General features: G+C 49.1%; 13 protein-coding genes. 11 read left to right on the top strand and 2 right to left on the bottom strand.

Annotated elements, in window-relative coordinates; translation table 11 throughout:
• The first annotated feature begins 144 nt into the window (after positions 1–144).
• The 8 genes from AAC007_RS12675 to fusA all read left to right on the top strand — a co-directional run bounded on the left by AAC007_RS12675 (position 145) and on the right by fusA (position 8,853).
• Positions 145–783, top strand: coding sequence for an rRNA large subunit pseudouridine synthase E (locus tag AAC007_RS12675; protein WP_295873089.1), 639 nt, complete (start codon positions 145–147; stop codon positions 781–783).
• Positions 784–829: 46 nt separating this feature from the next.
• Positions 830–1,267, top strand: coding sequence for an NUDIX hydrolase (locus AAC007_RS12680; protein ID WP_295872091.1), 438 nt, complete (start codon positions 830–832; stop codon positions 1,265–1,267).
• A 32-nt stretch (positions 1,268–1,299) separates the two neighbouring features.
• Positions 1,300–2,406: a tRNA 2-thiouridine(34) synthase MnmA gene (mnmA, locus tag AAC007_RS12685; RefSeq protein WP_339677285.1), complete on the top strand. Its 1,107-nt coding sequence runs from the start codon at positions 1,300–1,302 to the stop codon at positions 2,404–2,406.
• Positions 2,403–3,068, top strand: coding sequence for a high frequency lysogenization protein HflD (gene hflD / locus AAC007_RS12690; protein WP_339677286.1), 666 nt, complete (start codon positions 2,403–2,405; stop codon positions 3,066–3,068). Before mnmA ends, hflD begins: the two co-directional genes overlap by 4 nt.
• Positions 3,069–3,127: 59 nt before the next feature.
• Complete coding sequence (gene purB / locus AAC007_RS12695) at positions 3,128–4,492, top strand: adenylosuccinate lyase (protein ID WP_339677287.1); 1,365 nt, start codon at positions 3,128–3,130, stop codon at positions 4,490–4,492.
• A gap of 4 nt (positions 4,493–4,496) precedes the next feature.
• Positions 4,497–5,627 (top strand): cupin domain-containing protein, encoded by a 1,131-nt coding sequence (locus AAC007_RS12700; protein ID WP_339677288.1) that lies wholly within the window; start codon positions 4,497–4,499, stop codon positions 5,625–5,627.
• Entirely contained in the window at positions 5,611–6,513 is a 903-nt protein-coding gene (locus AAC007_RS12705) for a GNAT family N-acetyltransferase (RefSeq protein ID WP_339677290.1), read from the top strand. Before AAC007_RS12700 ends, AAC007_RS12705 begins: the two co-directional genes overlap by 17 nt.
• Before the next feature lie 249 nt (positions 6,514–6,762).
• Entirely contained in the window at positions 6,763–8,853 is a 2,091-nt protein-coding gene (gene fusA, locus AAC007_RS12710; RefSeq protein WP_339677292.1) for an elongation factor G, read from the top strand.
• 83 nt (positions 8,854–8,936) lie between these two features.
• Here the strand turns inward: fusA and AAC007_RS12715 are convergent, their stop codons facing one another.
• A complete protein-coding gene (locus AAC007_RS12715; protein ID WP_339677294.1) occupies positions 8,937–9,254 on the bottom strand; it encodes a Rieske (2Fe-2S) protein in 318 nt (105 codons plus the stop codon).
• A 247-nt stretch (positions 9,255–9,501) separates the two neighbouring features.
• Between AAC007_RS12715 and AAC007_RS12720 the strand changes: the two genes are divergently transcribed.
• The 3 genes from AAC007_RS12720 (at position 9,502) to AAC007_RS12730 (ending at position 14,993) form a co-directional block, all read left to right on the top strand.
• Complete coding sequence (locus AAC007_RS12720) at positions 9,502–11,520, top strand: beta-propeller domain-containing protein (RefSeq protein ID WP_339677295.1); 2,019 nt, start codon at positions 9,502–9,504, stop codon at positions 11,518–11,520.
• 357 nt (positions 11,521–11,877) lie between these two features.
• Positions 11,878–14,091, top strand: coding sequence for a TonB-dependent receptor (locus AAC007_RS12725; protein WP_339677296.1), 2,214 nt, complete (start codon positions 11,878–11,880; stop codon positions 14,089–14,091).
• A 152-nt stretch (positions 14,092–14,243) separates the two neighbouring features.
• Positions 14,244–14,993 carry a class I SAM-dependent methyltransferase gene (locus AAC007_RS12730; RefSeq protein WP_339677297.1) on the top strand — a complete coding sequence of 250 codons (750 nt, stop codon included), beginning with the start codon at positions 14,244–14,246 and terminating at the stop codon, positions 14,991–14,993.
• 254 nt (positions 14,994–15,247) lie between these two features.
• Here AAC007_RS12730 and AAC007_RS12735 read toward each other — a convergent pair whose 3' ends face one another.
• Positions 15,248–15,850 (bottom strand): TetR family transcriptional regulator, encoded by a 603-nt coding sequence (locus tag AAC007_RS12735; RefSeq protein WP_295872111.1) that lies wholly within the window; start codon positions 15,848–15,850, stop codon positions 15,248–15,250.
• Between the last annotated feature and the right edge of the window lie 43 nt (positions 15,851–15,893).

Below are 15,893 nucleotides of genomic sequence, written 5' to 3' on the forward strand. Positions count from 1 at the left end.
CATGGTTTATGAGTTAGTATCTGTGCTAGTGCTCGCTCAAATAATGAAAACAGCTACATATTGCTACAATGCAGCTTCTGCAAAAAGCGCGGCATTATAACACTTTATACCCAGATTTCTTCTATGAATGAGCCTATTTTTATCGTGAGTGATATTTTTCTTTTTAACAAGCCCTACCAAGTGATGAGTCAATTCACCGACTCAGATGGGCGAGCCAACCTGTCTGATTACATCAGGATACCGGCCATATATCCAGCGGGAAGGCTCGATTATGACTCAGAAGGCTTGATGATTTTAACAGGCGACGGTGAACTTCAGCACCAGATAAGCCATCCGCGTCACAAGCTCCCAAAAACCTACTGGGTGCAGGTCGATGGCGACATTAACGAAGAGGCATTAAAACAACTGCGAGCCGGCGTGGGCCTCAATGACGGCCCAACCCTGCCGGCAATTGCAGACAAAATTGTTGAGCCAGCGTCACTCTGGCCCCGCACTCCTCCGGTGCGATTTCGCGCCAACATCCCCACCAGTTGGATAAGCCTTACCATTAGCGAGGGTCGCAATAGACAGGTTCGGCGCATGACGGCTGCCGTGGGCTTCCCGACTCTGCGCCTGATCCGGGCTAGCATTGGCAATTGGAACATAGAAGGCTTGGCGCCAGGCGAGCACACCTCGGCCACCCTGGGACCGGAATTTATTCGCTACAAGCCACAAAACACCCACAAGCCAAAACCTAACTACCGCAAATCCACTAAACCATCACGGCGCAAGCGTAGTCCTTAAACCTCTGCTCCTGTTACAATCCGCACTTTAAAGGCCGGGTTCATTTATGGAATGGCATCCACATGTCACTGTTGCAACATTGGTTGAGAATGACGGTAAGTTTTTATTTGTCGAAGAAATTAAGCATGGCCGCAAAGTCTTAAACCAGCCAGCCGGCCATCTTGAAGAAAACGAGAGCTTAATAGAGGCTGCACTCAGAGAAACACTAGAAGAGACACAGTGGCGAGTAGAGATCTTAGGCGTGGTTGGCGTAGGCCTCTACAAAGCACCCGCCAATGGCGTGACCTACCATCGAACCAGTTTTTTCGCTCGTCCCATCGCGTTTTGCCCTGAGCAAAAACTCGACATCGATATTGAGCAGGCCATTTGGTTAACGCCCGATGAGCTAAGAGAGCGCCGCGGGCAACTTCGCAGCCCCTTAGTTCTGGAGTGTTTAGAAAGGTATTTACAGGGTCAGCGCCACCCACTATCAATGATTTACTAGCGCAGCGAACTCACCGCGTAACGGATACATGAATGATTCAGAAAGACCCCAGTGACACTAAAGTTATCGTCGGTATGTCCGGCGGTGTCGACTCCTCGGTATCTGCCCTACTCTTGATTCAACAAGGCTTTCAGGTTGAAGGCTTGTTCATGAAAAACTGGGACGAAGATGACGGCACGGAATACTGTACTGCCAAAGACGACCTAGCAGACGCCAGCGCAGTTTGCGATAAACTGGGCATACACCTTCACACCGCAAATTTCGCCGCCGAATACTGGGACAATGTGTTCGAGCACTTTCTTGAAGAATACAAAGCCGGCCGGACACCCAACCCAGATATCCTGTGCAATCGCGAAATTAAGTTTAAAGCTTTTCTTGAGTACGCCATTGTCTTGGGGGCAGATTACATCGCGACCGGCCACTATACGCGGCGACGCGACATTGACGGGACAAGCCAGCTGTTAAAAGGCCTAGATCCGAATAAGGATCAAAGCTATTTTCTGCACGCCGTAGGCAGCGAACAATTGGCCAAAACCTTATTTCCGGTGGGTGAAATTGAAAAACCCGAAGTGCGGTCCCTAGCAGAAAAACACGAACTGATCACCCACGACAAAAAGGACAGCACCGGCATCTGCTTTATCGGCGAGCGACGCTTTAAAGATTTCCTCCAGCAGTATTTGCCAGCCAAACCGGGCAGAATTAAAACCCTTGATGGTATCGATATGGGCCAGCATAGCGGCTTGATGTACCACACCATCGGTCAGCGCCAAGGCCTTGGCATTGGCGGCGTAAAAGGCGGCGGCGAAGAGCCCTGGTACGTTATCGATAAAGACCTTGAGCGCAATGTGTTATTAGTAGCACAGGGTAGTCAACACCCCGCCTTGTTCAAGCAGGCGTTACAGGTAAGCGACATTCACTGGATTAGCGGGCAAGCGCCAATATTCCCGCATAATTGCACAGCCAAGACCCGCTACCGCCAAGCCGATCAGCAGTGCGAAATACGTCCTACTGACACCGGCTTTGACGTGCATTTCAGCGAAGCACAGCGCGCCATCACACCCGGCCAATCAGTCGTATTCTACGACGGCGACGTGTGTCTTGGCGGCGGTATTATCGAAGCGGGATATCAGTATCAATGAGTGACGACAAACAAATCACGCCGACAGACAAAGACATCCAGGCTAGGCAGCAAATCTTGGCTCTCGCCGCAATTGTGCAGGCAGCGGTTCTGGTCGATCAAATAGCGCGTACCGGCCAAGCCGAGCCGCAAGCGGTAGAGGCAACCATAGAAAGCCTATTTGCCTTTTCTGCCAATACCACCGAAGAAGCCTATGGCAGCATAGAGAATTTGGAAATTGGCGTGCGGGGACTGCGGGATTTACTCAGTGGCAATGACTACGGCGAGCGCAAAAGTGTTATGCGCTATTGTCTAGGCGTGCTGCACCTATACAAAAAATTGCGGGGTGACGCAGATACGAGCGCAATATTGCGCAGCCGCCTGCAGCATACCGCCAAGCAAAAATCTTTTAATGGAAATGATATCAACACCTTATCGAATTCTCTTTCAGCTATTTATCAAGATACAATTTCCAAGTACAACTTTAGAATCCAAATCACTGGCAGCGCGCAAGAGTTGCAAAACGCCAATAATGCGGCTCGAATTCGCACGCTTTTGTTAGCCGCGATTCGAGCGGCCTATCTGTGGCATCAAGCCGGCGGCAGTCGCTGGAAACTGGTGCTGCAACGAAATCGAATTTTCGCCCAAACCAAACAACTGTTAGCGACTGAAATCCGACGTTAATTCATGTATTATTGCGCGCTTTCCGCACTGCCCGCCCCGATTTAGAAAAGGTATTTACTATGGACTTATCCGCGCTTTCTGCCATCTCCCCCGTCGATGGCCGCTACGGCAACAAAACCGCTAGCTTGCGCCCTGTTTTCAGCGAATTCGGTCTGATCAAGTATCGCCTTATCGTTGAAGTGCGCTGGCTCCAGCAACTTGCTGCCAACCCAGCCATCGGTGAAGTACGAGCTCTTAGCAGTGACGCGAACGCCGTCTTAGAAGCGCTAATTAGTAATTTTGATGAAGTGGGCGCGCAAAAGGTAAAAGACATCGAAGCCACCACCAACCACGACGTAAAAGCAATTGAGTACTTTATAAAAGATGCTATTAGCGGCAACACAGAACTGGCTGCAGTATCCGAATTCGTGCACTTTGCCTGCACATCAGAAGACATCAATAATCTGTCTCACGCTCTCATGCTGAAAGAAGGTCGTGAAATACTGCTGAGCGAATGCGATGCCATCATCGACAAGCTCACCACCCAAGCCCATGAATTTGCCGAAATTCCCATGCTGTCTCGCACCCACGGCCAAACCGCCAGCCCAACCACCATGGGCAAAGAATTTGCCAATGTGGTTGCGCGTCTGCGGCGTCAGCGCCAGGTCATAGCAAGCATTGAACTGCTAGGTAAAATTAACGGCGCGGTAGGCAACTACAATGCGCACCTGTCGGCCTACCCAGACATTGATTGGGAGGCAAACGCAGACGACTTTATTAGTAAGCTCGGTATTACCTGGAATCGCTATACCACCCAAATTGAACCCCACGATTACATCGCCGAATTATTTGATGCCATTGCCCGCTTCAACACCATCTTAATTGACCTTGATCGCGACATTTGGGGCTATATCTCGCTGGGCTACTTTAAACAGCGCACAATTGCCGGCGAAGTGGGCTCGTCAACCATGCCGCACAAAGTGAATCCCATTGATTTTGAAAACTCGGAAGGCAACCTCGGAATAGCCAATGCGGTTCTTCACCACCTGGCCGTCAAGTTGCCCATCTCACGCTGGCAGCGCGATCTGACCGACTCCACTGTGCTGCGCAATATGGGCGTGGGCATTGCCTACAGCACGATGGCGTATCAGGCCACTATGAAGGGCTTGAGCAAGCTGGAGATTAACGTTGCGCGAATAGCCGCGGATCTTGATGACAGCTGGGAAGTACTTGCCGAACCTATTCAAACGGTTATGCGTCGCTACGGCATTGAAGAGCCGTACGAAAAATTGAAAGCACTTACCCGCGGCCAGCGTATTACGGCAGATATATTAAAAGCCTTTGTCGACACCCTTGAAATGCCTGACGCGGCGAAGGCCGAATTGCGGGAACTAACGCCAGCAAGCTATATCGGCAACGCCGTTGCCCAAGCTAAACGGATTTAACATAATGGCGCTGCAACACTTTGATCCACAAACATTTTTAGATCAAGTTTGGCAGCGCAATGCCCTGCTTATAAAAAATGCGATACCCAATTATGACTGCCCATTAGATGGCAATGACCTTGCGGGTCTAGCCTGTGAAGACGATGTCGACAGCCGAATTATCATTGAAAAAGATGGCGGCTGGGAGCTGCGCAACGGCCCGTTTAAAGAGGACGATTTCGGCACCCTTCCCGAATCGAAGTGGACCTTATTGGTTCAAAGTGTCGATCACTATCTACCCGAATTAGCCGAACTGCTGGCACACTTCCGCTTTATTCCTCGCTGGCGAACAGAAGACGTCATGGTGAGTTACGCCTGCGACGGTGGCAATGTCGGCCCGCATTACGACCAATACGATGTCTTTTTAGTGCAAGGCAGCGGACGCCGACGCTGGAAAATCGGTGGCCACTGCACGCCGAGCAATGCCCTATCAAACACATCTGGACTGCGTTTGTTAAAGGATTTCAGCGCAGAACAGGAATACCTACTGGAAGCGGGTGATGTCCTTTATGTGCCGCCTGGAGTGGCGCATTGGGGAGTTGCTGAAGGCGACGACTGCATCACCCTTTCCGTTGGTTTTCGAGCCCCATCGGAAGCCGCGCTGCTCAGCGACTTTAGCGACGATATTGCCAGCTACCTCGACGAATCTTTACGTTATCAAGATCCGCAGCTCAGCGCTGATGCACACCCCGCCGAGATTTCTGCGCAGGTGCGCCAGCATGTTAAATCGCTGATACAGCGCCACATCGACGATGACCAGCACCTTGCGCGCTGGTTCGGCGAGATGATGACTCGTATCCCTGATCAAGAAAGCATGGTAGACGACTCCCTGAGCCCAGAAGCATTTCTTTTGGAGCTTGCCGAGGGCGCGGTGCTGCAATTGCGGTTGGGAGCCCGGCTTGCCTTCGACGATCAGTATTTATTTGCGGATGGCCTCGCGTTTCCCTATCCAGCCGAGCAGCGCGGCGATGTTAGAGCGCTGTGCGAAATCGAGTGTGGCGTCACGATAGATACAGCGCACCGCCTAAGTCCTGACATGATTTATGCCCTTTTCTGTAACGGCACCCTGTGTTTTTACGATGATACGCAAGACTGATTGGCACACCAGTGAAGCTGAACTTGTGGCCATTCGTCGCGAGGTTTTCATCGACGAACAGCATGTTCCCATCGAACTAGAAATCGACGATCACGATCCCCACTGCCATCACTGGCTCGCCTATATCAATAACGAGGCTGTTAGCACCGTTAGAATGCTCGATAACGGCGGAATTGGGCGCATGGCGGTGCGTAAACCCTTTCGCAAACAAGGGGTGGGCAAAGCGCTACTGCAAGCTGCAATTGAATATGCCAAAGAGCAAGACTGGCGCTCGCTAACGCTGTCTGCCCAGGATCACGCCATCAACTTTTATGTCGCACAAGGCTTTATAGCCTTCGGCGATATGTTTATGGACGCGGGAATTCCCCATCAATCAATGCAGCTGCTACTGCGCGAGTCCCGCAAGCTAGGCCAAGACAGCGCAATATTCTTGCCCAGTGATAATGCCGCTACCGCCCTGGATTTATGTCAGCAGGCGCGCCGAACACTGCGCATATTTAGCCGCTCACTTGACCCTGCGGTATACGCAAGGGAAGATATTGTTAGCGCTTTATCCGCACTAGCCAGGCGCCATCGCCAGAGTGAAATAAGACTATTGATATGCGATGAATCGCCATTGCGAGAGCAGCGTCACCCATTGATTGAGCTATGTCAGCGACTGCCCTCCTCCATACCCCTGCGAGTTCTGCCTTTCGATTCACAAGCTGAATTAAATGAATTTTTTGTACTTGCCGACCGCAGCGGTATCTTCGTGCATTCAGAAAGCGCACCTGAGACAAGCTGGTGTAGCTATTTTCTTCCTCCCAAGGTCAGTGACTACCAGGAGCGCTTTGACCGAATGTGGGCCCGAGGAGAGCAACTCAGGTATTTGCGCAGACTCTATTAGGCTTTCAATTCACGACTTAATAAGCTAAAAACTGCTAAAATCTAGCGCGCCGCTCAAAACATCAAGCTGCTGAAAACATGACATATTCCTGACAAATTTATGACGAAAGCCGTATTTTCGCGCCATCCCGACATTTTTACATAAAAAAAGCCAAGCAAAGTCCCCCTTCTTTACTTTTACACGAGCAAAATTGACTAATTTGCTGTACATTACCCGCCTATTTTCAACCCAGCTTATCTAGAGAGCGCTATGACTGATCTATCCCTTTACAGAAATATTGGTATTTTCGCCCACGTTGATGCCGGTAAAACCACGACTACCGAGCGTATCCTCAAGCTGACCGGTAAAATCCATAAAATCGGTGAAGTTCATGAAGGCGAGTCAACCACCGACTTCATGGAACAAGAAGCTGAGCGCGGGATTACCATTCAGTCAGCAGCGGTAAGCTGTTTTTGGAAAGGCCATCGCTTTAACGTAATCGACACACCAGGCCACGTTGACTTCACAGTTGAAGTGTATCGCTCGCTGAAAGTACTCGATGGCGGTATCGGCGTATTCTGTGGTTCTGGCGGCGTTGAGCCTCAGTCAGAAACCAACTGGCGCTACGCGAATGACTCAAAAGTATCACGTCTTATCTTTGTTAATAAACTTGACCGTATCGGCGCTGACTTCATCCGCGTAACTGATCAAGTAACTAAAGTACTTGGCGCCAAGCCATTAATCATGACTCTGCCTATCGGTCGCGAAGACACCTTCAAAGGTGTTGTCGACCTGTTAAGCCGTAAAGCTTACATTTGGGATGAAACTGGACAGCCAGAAAACTACACCATAGAAGACGTGCCAGCCGATATGGTTGATGACGTTGAGATGTACCGCGAGCAACTGATCGAAAACGCAGTTGAAATGGACGACGACGTTATGATGGCGTATATGGAAGGTGAGCAACCTTCTGATGACGACATCAAGCGTTGCATCCGCAAAGGTACTTTGGAGCTCGCGTTCTTCCCAACTTACTGTGGTTCTGCCTTCAAAAACAAAGGCATGCAGTTGTTACTTGATGCGGTTGTTGACTACTTGCCAACGCCAACTGAAGTTAACCCGCAACCACTAACTGACGAAGAAGGTAATCCAAACGGCAAGTACGCTATCGTTGCCGATGACGAACCCTTCCGTGCACTAGCATTCAAAATCATGGACGACCGTTTCGGCGCCCTAACCTTCGTACGTATTTACTCAGGTAAATTGAACAAAGGCGACACCGTCCTTAACTCGTTCACAGGTAAATCTGAGCGTGTTGGCCGTATGGTTGAGATGCAAGCTGACGAGCGCAACGAATTAAGCTTCGCGCAGGCCGGTGACATTATCGCAATCGTGGGTATGAAGAACGTGCAAACCGGTCACACTCTATGTGACCCTAAATTCCCTTGCACACTTGAAGCCATGGTCTTCCCAGAGCCTGTAATCTCGATCTCTGTTACACCAAAAGACAAAGGCTCTACCGAGAAAATGGGTATCGCCATCGGCAAAATGGTTGCCGAAGATCCAACCTTCCGCGTTGAAACTGACATTGACTCGGGCGAAACCATTCTTAGAGGGATGGGCGAGCTTCACCTTGATATTAAAGTGGACATCCTTAGACGTACTTACGGCGTTGATCTAGTAGTTGGCCAACCGCAGGTTGCCTACCGCGAAACCATCTCCATGCCTATCGAAGACAGCTACACGCACAAGAAGCAGTCTGGTGGTTCAGGTCAATACGGTAAAATCGACTACAAAATCAAGCCGGGCGAAGCAAACACAGGCTTCACCTTCAAGTCGTCTGTTGTTGGCGGTAACGTTCCTAAGGAATTCTTCCCCGCTATCGAGAAAGGCTTTAGATCTATGATGGGTATTGGTCCATTAGCGGGCTTCCCAGTACTAGACGTAGAAGTTGAGCTAGTAGACGGTGGATACCACGCGGTCGACTCCTCGGCTATCGCTTTCGAAATCGCAGCAAAAGGCGCATTCCGTCAGTCTATGCCTAAGGCCGGCCCACAGCTTCTTGAGCCCATCATGAAAGTCGATGTTTACAGCCCCGAAGATCACGTTGGTGATGTTATCGGTGACTTGAACCGTCGTCGCGGCATGATCTCTGGCCAGGAGCCAAACACCACGGGCGTTCGTATTAAGTCAGATGTACCTCTTTCAGAAATGTTTGGCTACATCAGTACTCTGCGTACGATGACTTCTGGTCGCGGTCAATTCTCTATGGAGTTCTCGCACTATTCAGCATGCCCAATGAACGTATCTGAAGCGGTTATTGCTAAAGAGAAAGAAAAGAAAGCAGCTGCAGCTAAGTAATTAGCTCAGCCAAACAAAAAGCCCTGTCAGTTTTCACTGGCAGGGCTTTTTTTATGCTTTCAAATTTTGGTAAGCCAATATAGTTAGTAGTCCAGCATCACACCAACCTCATTGTCCCGATCAATAACCTCATAGCAACGCAAATTCCGGCACGGCTCTTCGCTAAAATGCGTTAATTCGCCATTTCGAATATCAAAACGATATGCGTGTTGAGGGCAAATTAGCTCCATACCCGACACGTCAGAGCTACTTAGCGGATACTCCCGATGGGGGCAATTGCTTTCAATCAGATAGCGAGCGCCATCTAATTGCAGCAGCATCAGGTTGTGACTATCTATCTTGAAAACCTTACGATAGCCGTCAAACAAGTTAATGTACTTTTCTAGACTGTAGTAACGCATAAGCAATATTTTGAAGAGTTTCGCAAAGCTTACCGCAAAGCCCGATTTGACGGTAAAGATTTCATCCCTAGTCTCAAAATGACATTAAAACCTTAGCTGATCATCTTACGTGCAACTACCCATTTACTTTAGAAAGCGCAGGTCTAAACTGCTTAGTAGACAAAAATCAGAACAATAATAGCGAAAGATCGCAATCTTTTGACAGGCCAAGAAAGCCCCGAGCATGGAATATGAAGGGAGTATCGCAATGGATATCGAAAAAGGCACAATCCGTAAAATAACAACCGCCCTATTCTGCGCAGTGCTTTCGGCCTGTGGTGGTGGATCTGGTGGTAGTGGCGCTGCACCAAGTGTTGAAGACTCTTCGAATAGCCTTTTGCGTTCTGTTAGTAGCGACGAAGAGTTCGTCGCGCGTTTTAAATCTGCCTACACTCAAACAAACGGGAATCGACAAGATCAACAACCGCCGCTAGCCGCAGAGGGCGCCGCCACTGACAATAGTGCATCGCCGAGTGGTTATTCGAGCACTTATAGCTTAGAAGACAATGTCGATGAATTTGATGTACTCAAATACGACGGAGATTACCTTTACATCGTACCGACCATCCAGCAGACCTGCTGCTTTATTAGCCAAGGCAACGCCGCCTTCGCTAGCGATGCTCTCGTTGCGCCACAGAACCCTCAAAACCCAGGCAGCATTCGGATTTTAAGTACCAACCCTGACGATGCCAGCGCACAAGAAGTGACCACAATTCCGCTGGCTGACGGTGAATATGTGCAGGGATTGTATGTGCAAAATAATCGACTCATCAGTATTGGCACGACTCAGTTTTATGGCAGCTACGGTGACGCATGGCAACAAATAGCGCCGTGGGGACAACAGTCAGTGGCGGTAAAAATTTACGACACTAGCAACATCGACAATATTTCCCAGCCTTGGAACATCAGTATCGAAGGTGGTTTTGTAGACAGTCGTCGCATTGGCGACACTCTCTATCTCATCAGTCGCCACACGCCGTACTGGGATAATATTTACTACTATCCTGCTAGTCAGCAAGAAGCTAATGCCAACAAGCAAACTCTCGCGGGCACAACATCGGCAGATATCATTCCTAACATCACGATCAATGAACAAACAAAGCCATTATTTACAGCAGAGGACTGCTTAATCACCCGGAACGATCAAGCTGACGAATACGCTTATCCGGTTATTACCAGCATTACCGCAATTCCACTCAACAACCCAAACAGTACCCAAACCACCTGCTATGACGAAGACGCCAATGGTATTTACATGTCCGCTAACGCCTTGTATTTGAGCCAAGCGCGTAACGGAAGTAGCGAAGGTCAAACGCGGGTGCACAAATTTTCACTCGGTGCGGGCAAACCGGACTATCGAGTCTCAGCTGATATAGCGGGTAGTTTATGGAATCGCGGCCAAGTCGATTTCAGAATGTCTGAAAAAGGCAATCAATTGCGCGTAGTCACTACACGTTACACCGGCGATAGCGAAGATCTGCGTGACCATCAATTAACTATATTGCAAGAAGCCAGCGATGATTTGCGCCTGGATCAGGTGTCCGCACTGCCAAATAGCAGCAGACCCGCAGAAATCGGCAAGCCAAATGAGTCGCTCTATGGCGTGCGCTTTTTGGACGATCGCTTATATCTCGTTAGCTTTGAACAGATAGACCCGCTGTACGTCCTGGACCTGAGTAATCCCGCCGACCCTTACATTGCCGGCGAACTTGAAATACCCGGCTTCTCTGATTTTTTGCATCCAGTAAATGACAGCTTATTACTTGGACTAGGCCAATCCGCACAGAGTCAGGGCTTGGTAAAACTCAGTCTGTTCAATGTGGCAAATATTGCCAACCCCACCGAGTTAGCTACCGCTCTGCTTGGCAAAGAAGGTGGCTGGAATTATTCCGAAGCACAATACAACCGCCACGCCTTTACGTATTTGGCGCAAGCAGACGGCACTGATCGCTTAACGGTACCGGTTCAGACTTCTTACAACACCGATCAAGGTGCCTATATAAACGAGAATCGTTTATATCTATTGGAAATAAATGGGAAAGCAAACCCTGCTGCCGCCAGTTTAGATTTGATTGGCGATATCATCGCCAGCCCAGCGCCAAATGAAAACTGGTATGGAGCTCAGAATCGCTCAGTCATTCACGAAGACGCTGTGTATTTTCTGTCTGGCGACTATATTTGGTCTGCACTGTGGACAGATCCAGGCCAGCAAACTGGCCCGCAATAATTTAGCACTCTTTCCTCATTATGGTGGATAGCCGCTGCTATCCACTCGTTTTTCAACGCCCCTCCCTAGCTACTCTGCCACTTGTGCTGCAGCTCTAAAATCATCCCGCCACTGCTCAAACAACAATTTTAATCGCCGTGTCAGCCAGCAAATACATTTGCTTTCTTAAGAATATAAATTTAAGATTTTAAATCAACACTGTTGTTCAATATAGGTGGGCGCGCCCGTGAGGCCGACGCACAGTTATACCGACAGAATAAATTTCATGAACAGAAAAATAATCAGTTATGACACACAACCTACTTTTGAGTGCAGCAAAACTCAACTAACACACTATAAAATAAATAAGGAAACGCTATGAAGAATTCTCGTCCACGCCGAGCTTCTATATGCCCTACAGTTAAACGTTGCTCTCAGTACCTGAGTTTTATGGCCGCACTCTCTGCAATCCACCCTGTATTAGCACAAGACACCAGCCGGGCTAGCAAAGCGGCTTCCGGTACCGGTGTGATTGAAGAAGTGAGAGTGACTGCGCAGCGCCGCACAGAGCGCTCTTTGGATGTACCGATTGCGATTACTGCCATCGGCAGCGAACAATTAGGCCAGGGTGACGTACAACAACTCAGCGATATCATGAAACTGACCCCGGGCCTGCGCTTTGACAATACCGGTGGTTTTGCGCAACCCACCATACGTGGCGTTGGCACTGCAGTTGTGGTCGCTGGCAGCAGCTCGAATGTCGGGATATACGCCGACGGATTTTACTCTTCCAATCCTTTTGTCGCGGATTCTGAACTACTCAGCGTAGAAAGTGTACAGGTTCTCAAAGGCCCTCAAGGTACCTTGTTCGGCCGCAACTCGACTGGCGGCGCCATACTCATCACCACCAGCGAACCAAGCATAGAAGAAAGTCTGGAACTACAAGCTTCATACGGCAGCTACAATACCCAGCGCTACCAGGCCTATGCAACCGGCGGTGCCAATGTGCTCGCCTTTGACATTGCCGGATTATTGCGTTCAAGCGACGGCTTTGTAGACAATATTGCGACGGGGTCCGACACCGATGGCGAATACGAAAATTCCGCCATACGCTTGGGGGCCATGTTTGAACCCTCGGACACGCTGTCAATATTACTGCGTTACGCCTATGCAGATACCGAAGACAATTCGTCTGTTGCAGCTAACGCCTATGAGAAAGACGGCAGAACCTACGCCTCGGCAGAATCCTTTGGCACCCCCGTCGCAACCCGTCCCGATCAAGTGTCCAATGATTTTCTACCGATATTTCAATCTGAAGCCGAAGCTGTTCAGCTGACAATTAAAGCGGATTTGGATTTCGCAACGCTAAGCTCCTACACCCAATACCGGGAAGAAACTGCCACGCACCACGAAGACTTCGATATGTCCGAGCAGCTGATTTACCATTTTATTTTCAATAACAGAGATAAAGTATTTAGCCAGGAGTTCTTGCTATCGTCATCGGGGGATGGTCCATTGCAGTGGACGACCGGCCTGTTCTACTTCAATAACACCTCGGTCTTTGATGATAACCGCGGCGCCTCTCCTGCGACTGGCGGCGCTTTTGTACGCAATGGCGGATCCGGGGTGGAGGTGAATTCGCTGGCGCTATTCGGCGATATGACCTATGAATTACGATCTGACCTATACCTCACATTGGGACTTCGTTACAGCCAGGACGACATCGAGGGTTACCTCGTCAGCAGCACCCTAGTTCGCACCGAGGCGCCCAGCCTCGATGATTCACAGCTATCGCCGCGAATTGCGCTACGCTATGAATTAGGTGAAAACGCCAGCACCTACGTGTCTTATACCGAAGGCTACAAATCCGCCATTCTCAACGTCGGGGGCGACAGTTTAAATGGTGTAGAGGTTGAACCGGAAGAAATCAAAGCCTATGAGATCGGTTATAAATATAATTCAGGCCAAATGGCGTTTGATTTAGCCGCATACTATTACGACTATCAAAATCTGCAGGTTGCCAGTTATATCGGCGCTTCGAGCGTAGTCGAAAACGCAGCGGACTCCAGCATTTTTGGCATTGAAGGCCAAATTCGCTACGCGCTGACTGAAGAACTGGAAGTTAACGCGGGTGCCAATTATCTAAATACAGAATACGATGACTTTGCTCGCTCGCAAGTCTGGACTCAATGTACTGATCCCGTGGCATGTGGTGCTTCTACGGGAATATTTGTGCCCAGCTATGAAGACGCATCAGGGAATAATTTGGCTCGTTCACCTGAGTTGACCGCCAATATCGGCGCCAGCTACACACAAGTTATTGCCGAAGGTGAATTTAACCTCACGGCAACATGGTATTACAGCTCTGATTTTTACTTCGACTCTTCACAGGCGTATGAGCAAGATGCCTATAGCTTGCTGAGTTTGCGCGCAGCATGGACCGACCCCTCCGACACCTACACGGTAGCATTGTTTGGTGACAACTTGACGGATGAAGAATACAGAAATCAGGTGTTACCACAGTTCTATGGCGCGCTATCAACATGGGGAGCACCACAGACATTCGGTGTTTCCATCGCACTGCGCTATTAATATTAGCGGTCTACGTAGCGGCAAGCAGTCAATCTCACTGACTGCCGCTAAATAAAAATGGTGTGATATTTTGTAATATCACACCATTTTTATTTCCAAAACACCGCCAGTTGCTATACTTCGCCACCTTAAAAATTCGCCGCACCTTGCCCATGTCAGATAATCTTCTCTATACCGATCTGTCGACTTACTACGACATTATGTGCGCCGATATCGACTATCAGGCCCAAAGCGACACAGCCCACAGACTATGGCAAATTTTTGGCAACGAGGGCAAAAATCATCTTGATTTAGCCTGCGGCACCGGCCCACACATCCGGCACTTAATCGACCGTGGTTACCACGGTAGCGGACTGGACATAAATCAGCCGATGCTGGATATCGCGCAACATCACTGCCCCGAGGCACAGTTCAGCCAGCAAGACATGTGTGATTTCCGTTTGGATGTCCCCGTCGATTTAATCACCTGCTTTTTATACTCCATTCACTACAACAGCAGCGTAATCAAGCTTCAAAAGTGTATTCGCCATGCCCATAAAGCCTTAAGCACCGGCGGCGTATTTTGCTTTAATGCGGTAGATAAAAATAAAATCGACAACAATTCATTTACCAGCCATACCGTAGAACAAGACGGTAATCAGTTTGTTTTCAGCTCGAGGTGGTATTACTGCGGTAATGGCGAACAACAAGCTCTAAAGCTTAGCATTCACAAAACGACCTTAAATGTCACGGAAAACTGGCAAGACGAGCACTGCATGGTGGCAGTAAGCTTCGAGGAATTGTTAGCCCTACTCAGCCCTTACTTTGAAGTCCATGTTTTTGAGCACGACTTCGAAAAACTTGTTCCGTTTGCGGGCTCTACCGGTAACGCCCTTTTTACCTGCGTAAAAATCGCCGCGTAAATTCGATGATCACTCATTTTATGGGTTCGCTCTATTTCAGCAATCGTTCAATGAAATACGGATATTTTACTTGCCCGCTATTCACAACGAGGTAGATCGCACCGCGGCATGGACTACTATCACTTATTAGTCCCGGAAGACGTGCTCATACCCCTAGGTACTCCAGCGTGGGGACGGTATTAGCTGATCGCTTTAGGGTTTCATCTGGGCAAACTGCGTCATGGCCATGCAGATTAGCTAGAGTATTGTATTTATCATGACAATATAAACTGCACTTGATACTCAAATTGCGACAAGAGAGCGTCACCTTCAGCTGATGAGTCCCGCGACAAATCAAGCAAATCTGGGATCAGTGCAAGACCTAATGAAACTACTGCCGCCACGGCAGCTTTTTTTTCTGGCAAAGTAAAGCGTTCAAATAAGCCCCGTTCATGAAAGTCACTCGCCATCTCCTCTACGATCTGCCGAACCTCATTGCGAATCGCAGCACGAATTAGAGCCGAGCTCCCTGCTCTCTCTCTTGCAATTAGAATAAATAAGGATTCATTACCACGAATATATGAAAATGCCGCATCGACGGAAGCTGCAACAACAGATGCTTCTGTATCTGCGTCTCGAACACCTTTTAGCAAGGCTCTCAGCGTTGCCCCGACATCACTTACCAGCGCCAAACCCAACTCCTCCATTGACGCAAAGTGGCTATAAAATGCTGGCGGGCTTAAATCACAGGCCTTTGTAATACGGCGTAAACTAATACCCGACAAGCCACTTTGATCTTCTGCAAGTAGGACTAGGGCCGCACTCATTAACTTCTCACGATTGCCCTTTCGACTTTGTTTAGGCTTCCCAGAACTCATACCTTCCTCAATTTCAAACCAAGCTTAGTGCGTTATGCAGTAT

The organism is uncultured Zhongshania sp. (assembly GCF_963975605.1).
GTDB classification, from domain to species: Bacteria; Pseudomonadota; Gammaproteobacteria; order Pseudomonadales; family Spongiibacteraceae; genus Spongiibacter; species Spongiibacter aquimaris.